Raw genomic sequence first — 5,357 nt, forward strand, 5'->3', positions numbered from 1 at the left:
CAGGCCGTCACCACCCTGCGCACGGCCCTCCACACCAACTGAGCCCGGAGACAGCGGACATGACCACCACACCCACCGTCCTTCTCGTGCACGGCGCCTTCGCCGACGCCGGCAGCTGGTCCGGTGTCGTCGCGGAACTGCAGAACCACGGCATCCCCGTGATCGCGCCGCCGAACCCGCTGCGCGGGCTGGCCTCCGACGCCGCGTACATCGCCTCCGTCGCCGCGCAGATCGAGGGCCCCGTCGTCCTCGTCGGGCACTCCTACGGCGGCGCGATCATCACCGTGGCCGGCACCGTCGAGAACGTCGTCGGCCTGGTCTACATCGCCGCCTACGTCCCCGAAGAGGGCGAGAGCCTCGGCGAGCTGCAGGGGCGTTTCCCGCTCTCGCCGCTGGTGAGCAACCTCAAGCAGTGGACGTATCCGGTCGAGGGCGGGGAGACGGCCGTCGAGGTCACCATCCAGGCCGAGGCGTTCCCCGGCATCTTCGCCGCCGACGTGCCCGCCCCGGTCACCAAGGCCCTGGCGGTGTCCCAACGACCCCTGGCCACCTCGGTGTTCGACGAGCCGGCCGCGGCCGCCGCGTGGCAGACCAAGCCGTCGTGGGCGCTCGTCGCCGGGGCGGACGAGGCGATCAACCCGGAGGTGGAGCGCTTCGGCGCGAAGCGGGCGGGTGCGACGACCGTGGAGCTGGAGGGCGCCTCGCACGCCGTCGCCGTCTCCCGGCCCAAGGAGGTCGCCGACCTGATCCGCGACGCGGTGCGCGCGACGAGCTGACGCCCGCACGGAGATGATCCCCCGCGGCGGTCCGGCCCCGATCCGTCAGGGCTCGCGGTACAGCGTGGTGAGGAGTTCGATCGCCGCGGGGGTGGCCGGGTGCGGGTCGTCGCGCCACCAGGCGAGGCGCACGGCGACGGGCTCGGCGTCGCGGACGGGCCGGTAGACCACGCCGGGCCGCGGGTACTGGTGGGCCGTCGACTCCGCCGTCACGCCGATGCGGCGGCCGCCGGCGATCACGTTGAGCCAGTCGTCGACGTCGTGGGTCTCCTCGGTGGCCGGGCGGGCGTCGGGCGGCCACAGATCGGTGGTCGTGGTGCCGGTGCGCCGGTCGACGAGGAGCGTGCGGTCGGCGAGGTCGGCGAGGCGCACCGAGCGGCGCCTGGCCAGCGGGTCGTCGCAGGACAGAGCGCACAGCCGGCGTTCCAGGCCGACGATGGCGCTGTCGAAGCGCCGGTCCTGCCCCAGCGGCCTGCGGACCACGGCCAGGTCGCAGACGCCCTCCGCGAGACCGGCCGTGGCGGAGTTGACGCGGATCAGGTGCAGGTCGGTCTCCGGGTGGGCGCGGGCCCAGCGCCGCTGGAAGGCGGGCGTGTGCCGGCCGAGTGCCGACCAGGCGTAGCCGACGCGCAGTTCGGCACGGTCCGAGGTCGCCGCGTGGACCAGGTCCGACACCTCGCCGAGGACCCGACGCGCGTGCCGGAGCACGCGCTGCCCGGCCACGGTCGGCGTCACCGTGCGCGAAGTCCGCCTCAACAGCCGTACTCCCAGAGCTCGTTCGAGCGAGGCCAGGGTGCGGGACACGGCCGCCTGGGAGACGCCGAGGGCGATGGCCGCGTCGGTGAAGGTGCCCTCGTCGACGATGGCCACCAGGCAGCGCAGCTGTCGTATCTCCACATCCATGACTCAAGCGTATGGATCGACGGCAGGACACATTATGCGCATGGCCGCGCGGGTCTCACGATCGGGTCATGCGCCTCGCCCGTACCTCCGCACCCGCACCCGTGCCCCCGGTCCCCGCCCCGGCTGCCGCGGCCGGGCGGCCCGCCCGGCCCAGTGCGGCCGGTGTGGTCGCGATGGTCAGCAGCGGGGTGTCCAACCAGACCGGCGCCGCGATCGGCTCCCTCGCCTTTCCCGTGCTCGGGCCCGCCGGGGTCGTGGCGGTCCGCCAGTACGTCGCCGCGCTCGTACTGCTGGCCGTCGGCCGGCCCCGGCTGCGGACGTTCACCTGGCGGCAGTGGTGGCCCGTGCTGCTGCTGGCCGTGGTCTTCGGCACGATGAACCTGTCCCTGTACAGCGCCGTCGACCGCGTCGGCCTCGGCCTGGCGGTGACCCTGGAGTTCCTCGGCCCGCTCACCATCGCCCTGGCCGCCGCCCGGCGCCGGGCGGACGCCTGCTGCGCGGTGATCGCGGCCGTGGGTGTCGGCACGCTGATGCGGCCGCGGCCCTCCGCGGACTACGTCGGCATGGGCCTGGGCCTGCTGGCCGCCGCCTGCTGGGCCTCGTACATCCTGCTCAACCGCACCGTGGGCCGGCGGCTCCCCGGCGCCCAGGGCTCGGCCGCCGCGGCCGGTGTCTCGGCCCTGCTGTTCCTGCCGGTCGGCCTGGTCGTCGTACTCCGGCATCCGCCGACCGCCACCGCGCTGGCCTGCGCCGTCGCGGCCGGCGTGCTCTCCTCCGCGGTGCCCTACCTCGCCGACCTGTTCACCCTGCGCCGGGTCCCCGCCCCCGCGTTCGGCCTGTTCATGAGCGTCAACCCGGTCCTCGCGGCCGCCGTGGGCCGGGTGGGGCTCGGCCAGCGGCTGGGCTGGGCCGAGTGGGCGGGCATCGGCGCGGTCGTCGCCGCCAACGCCCTGAGCATCCTCGGCACGGAGCGTCCACGGGCCGGCCGGGTCAGGGACCGGTGAGGACGACGAGTTGCCGGGTGGCCCGGGTCATCGCCACGTAGTGGTCGACCGCGCCTTCGATGCCGTCGCCGAAGTTCTGCGGGTCGACGAGGACGACCAGGTCGAACTCCAGGCCCTTGGACAGCTCAGGGCTCAGGGACCGCACGCGCGCCGTCGCCCGGAAGGCGGGGTGGCCGATGACGCAGGCGATGCCTTCGGCGTGCGCGGCCAGCCAGGTGTCGAGGACGGAGTCCAGGTCGGCGAGGCTGCCGTGGCCGACCGGGATGCCGGCGCTGCGGATGGAGGTCGGCACGTTGGCGTCGGGGAGCGCCGCCCGGATGACCGGCTCGGCCTCGGCCATCACCTCCCGCGGGGTGCGGTAGTTGACGGTCAGCGACGCCAGTTCGATCCGGTCGAGCCCGATCCGCTCCAGACGTTCCCGCCACGACTCGGCGAAGCCGTGCCGGGCCTGGGCGCGGTCCCCGACGATGGTGAAGCTGCGGGAGGGACAGCGCAGCAGCAGCATCTGCCACTCGGCGTCGGTCAGCTCCTGGGCCTCGTCGACGACGATGTGCGCGAACGGACCGGCGAGGAGGTCCGGTTCGGCGACGGAGAGTTCGCCCTCGTCGACCAGGCTGACCCGGGCGTCCTCGCCGCGCAGCATCCGCACCAGGCCCTCGCCGTCGTCGCCGTCGGCCCCGGAGTTCGCCACGGCCTCGACCAGGTTGTCGACGACCTGCTCCATGCGCTCGCGCTGGGCGGCCAGGATCGCCGCGTCGCGGCGCCTGCGGCGTGCCGTCTCCGGATCGCCCAGCCGCTGCCGGGCCGCGTCCAGGAACGGCAGGTCGGACACCGTCCAGGCCTGGAGCGACTCCGGCCGCTGGAGCCTGCGGACGTCCTCGGGGCCCAGCCAGGGGGCGCACCGGCGCAGGTAGGCGGGGACCGACCAGAGGTCCGCGACGAGGTCCGCCGCCTCGATCAGCGGCCAGGCGCGGTCGAACGCCGCGCGCAGCTCCCGGTGCTGCCGCAAGGACCGGTGCAGCAGGTCGTGCGGAACGTCCTCGCCGTCGTGCTTGTCCGCCAGGATCGTCAGCAGTTCCTGCCGGACCTGCTCGCGGGCCTCGTTGTGCGGGGTGCCGGGCTCCGCCGCCTCGAACGCCTCGGCCCAGTCGTCGGGGCTCAGCCACACGTCGGACCAGTGGGTCGCGACGGTCATCCCCCGGGTGGGCGGCTCCTCGTAGAACCGGACGGCCGCCTCGACCGCCGCCACCAGCTCCGCGGACGCCTTCAGACGGGCCACCTCGGCATCGTCCTCCTCCCGCGCCGCGGCGCCCTCGGCGACGAGGTCGCGCAGGACGCAGGTCTGCACGCCCTCCTCGCCGAGGCTGGGCAGCACGTCGGAGACGTACGCCAGGTAGGGCCGGTGCGGGCCGACGAACAGGACGCCGCCCTTGCGGTGGGCGAGGCGGGGGTCGGAGTGGAGCAGGTAGGCGGAGCGGTGCAGGGCGACCACGGTCTTCCCCGTGCCGGGCCCGCCGTCCACGACGAGGGCGCCTCGGGAGCCCGCGCGGATGATGGCGTCCTGGTCGGCCTGGATGGTGCCGAGGACGTCCCGCATCCGTTCCGAACGGTTGGTGCCCAGGCTGGCGATGAAGGCGGACTGGTCGTCGAGCGCGGCGTGCCCCGCGAAGGCGTCGGGGGTGAACACCTCGTCCCAGTAGTCGCTGATCCGGCCGTCGGTCCAGCGATACCGGCGGCGGCTGGCCAGGCCCATCGGCCGCGCGTGGGTGGCGCCGAAGAACGGTTCGGCCGCGGGCGAGCGCCAGTCCACCAGCAGCCGGCGCCCGGTGCTGTCGGTGAGGCCGAGGCGTCCGACGTAGAGGGGTTCGGTGCCGTCCGCGCCGACCATGCGGCCGAGGCACAGGTCGAGGCCGAAGCGGCGCAGGGCGCGCAGCCGGCCGGTCAGCCGGTGGATCTCGGCGTCCCGGTCCATCGCCTGCCTGCCCAGGCCGCCGGGCGCCCGGCGTTCGGCGTCGAGGCGGCCGGACAGTTCGGCGATGGTCTCGTCGAGGCACGCGGCGATCGCCGCGAAGTGCCGCTCGTCGTCGGCGATCAGCGCCGGGTCGGCTTTCGCGGCCAGCCGGCCGGGCAGGGCGAACGCGCTGGTGGTCGCGGGATTCACGGAAAAGACTCCGATCTTGCGGTGTACGGCGGTGGGTGCGCGGGGTGGTGCGGTGGGCGACGGTGTGTGGGTGCTGTGGCGCGCATTGACGCGGGTGTCACGGGAACGGGGTGTGAGACCCGCGATGCCGTCCGAGGGAGGTCCTTCTGGGTCCGGGGCGGGCGTCCCCGTCGCGGGGAGAGGACGGATGCGTGCCCGGCGCCGGCCCTCGCGCGGACCCGGAACACCACTTGAGGCGGGTGCGCCGGAAGCCGTGGCCGGGCCTGTCGCGGGGTGGGAGTGGATGCGTGCCCGGCACCGCCCGTCGCGCGGACCCGGAACACCACTTGAGGCGGGTGCGCCGGAAGCCGTGGCCGGGCCTGTCGCGGGGTCGGAGTGGATGCGTGACCGACGCCGGCCCTCGCGCCGGACATGGAGCGCCACCTGAGACCGGCCCGCCGGGAGCTGTGCTGTACCCCTGGGAGCCTCCGCAGGCCCGGTCGCCGGGATGCGAGGTCTGACGGCGGTGGGCCT

At 74.7% G+C, this 5,357-nt stretch carries 4 protein-coding genes; 2 read left to right on the forward strand and 2 right to left on the reverse strand.

The genetic code is table 11. From position 1 onward, the window contains the following. Window positions 1-59: 59 nt before the first annotated feature. The gene (locus M8J74_RS42925) at window positions 60-776 is read left to right on the forward strand and encodes an alpha/beta fold hydrolase (RefSeq protein WP_249841591.1); all 717 of its coding nucleotides are present in this window, start codon (window positions 60-62) and stop codon (window positions 774-776) included. Window positions 777-821: 45 nt separating this feature from the next. Here M8J74_RS42925 and M8J74_RS42930 read toward each other — a convergent pair whose 3' ends face one another. After that, window positions 822-1,679 carry a LysR family transcriptional regulator gene (locus M8J74_RS42930; protein ID WP_249841592.1) on the reverse strand — a complete coding sequence of 286 codons (858 nt, stop codon included), beginning with the start codon at window positions 1,677-1,679 and terminating at the stop codon, window positions 822-824. A 68-nt stretch (window positions 1,680-1,747) separates the two neighbouring features. Between M8J74_RS42930 and M8J74_RS42935 the strand changes: the two genes are divergently transcribed. Then, window positions 1,748-2,683 (forward strand): EamA family transporter, encoded by a 936-nt coding sequence (locus M8J74_RS42935; RefSeq protein ID WP_249841593.1) that lies wholly within the window; start codon window positions 1,748-1,750, stop codon window positions 2,681-2,683. Here the strand turns inward: M8J74_RS42935 and helR are convergent. Beyond that, window positions 2,670-4,844: an RNA polymerase recycling motor ATPase HelR gene (gene helR, locus M8J74_RS42940; protein ID WP_249841594.1), complete on the reverse strand. Its 2,175-nt coding sequence runs from the start codon at window positions 4,842-4,844 to the stop codon at window positions 2,670-2,672. The genes M8J74_RS42935 and helR overlap by 14 nt on opposite strands. Between the last annotated feature and the right edge of the window lie 513 nt (window positions 4,845-5,357).

Origin of the sequence: Streptomyces panaciradicis (assembly GCF_023516615.1) — a bacterium.
Taxonomy (GTDB): domain Bacteria; phylum Actinomycetota; class Actinomycetes; order Streptomycetales; family Streptomycetaceae; genus Streptomyces; species Streptomyces panaciradicis.

Bases quoted from the DNA above. Each gene is read 5' to 3' on its own strand.
- M8J74_RS42935 (WP_249841593.1), top strand. From the start codon at position 1,748: ATGCGCCTCGCCCGTACCTCCGCACCCGCACCCGTGCCCCCGGTCCCC.
- M8J74_RS42930 (WP_249841592.1), bottom strand. From the start codon at position 1,679: ATGGATGTGGAGATACGACAGCTGCGCTGCCTGGTGGCCATCGTCGAC.
- M8J74_RS42925 (WP_249841591.1), top strand. From the start codon at position 60: ATGACCACCACACCCACCGTCCTTCTCGTGCACGGCGCCTTCGCCGAC.